Annotated in this window: 1 pseudogene; it reads left to right on the forward strand. The window is 58.9% G+C overall.

Going from position 1 to position 384, the window contains the following annotated elements:
• Window positions 1-245: pseudogene (locus HX814_RS31365) on the forward strand (hypothetical protein); the annotation flags it as partial.
• Window positions 246-384: the final 139 nt, after the last annotated feature.

Consider the following 384-nt stretch of genomic DNA (forward strand, 5'->3'; position numbering starts at 1 on the left):
CCCGCGGGCCGCCGCGACGGGCCATCCATGGCCCGGCGCGGCTAAACCGGCGTCCTGCCGGTTTACCCGCTCCGCAATACCTGCGTTCGGCCTCGGGCTTATTGGGGCAGTCAGAGCAAGATCAAGATCAAAAGCAAGAGCACGGCGGCCTGAAAGCCGACCTGAGTGTTAAAAGCAAAAGCAAGATCCAGAGCGAAAACAGATCTGCTTTTCTGTGGGAGCGGGCTTGCTCGCGAAAAACCTGAGAGCGCCGCGTTCATCCAGAATGCCCGCGTCATCGTTAACGACCTTCGCGAGCAAGCCCGCTCCCACATTTTTTGGACCGTGCCCGCTTTAGATTTTGATTTTGCTCTTCAACACTCAAGCCGGCCGGTAGGCCGCTGT

The organism is Pseudomonas sp. C8002 (assembly GCF_013385765.1).
Classification (GTDB): Bacteria; Pseudomonadota; Gammaproteobacteria; order Pseudomonadales; family Pseudomonadaceae; genus Aquipseudomonas.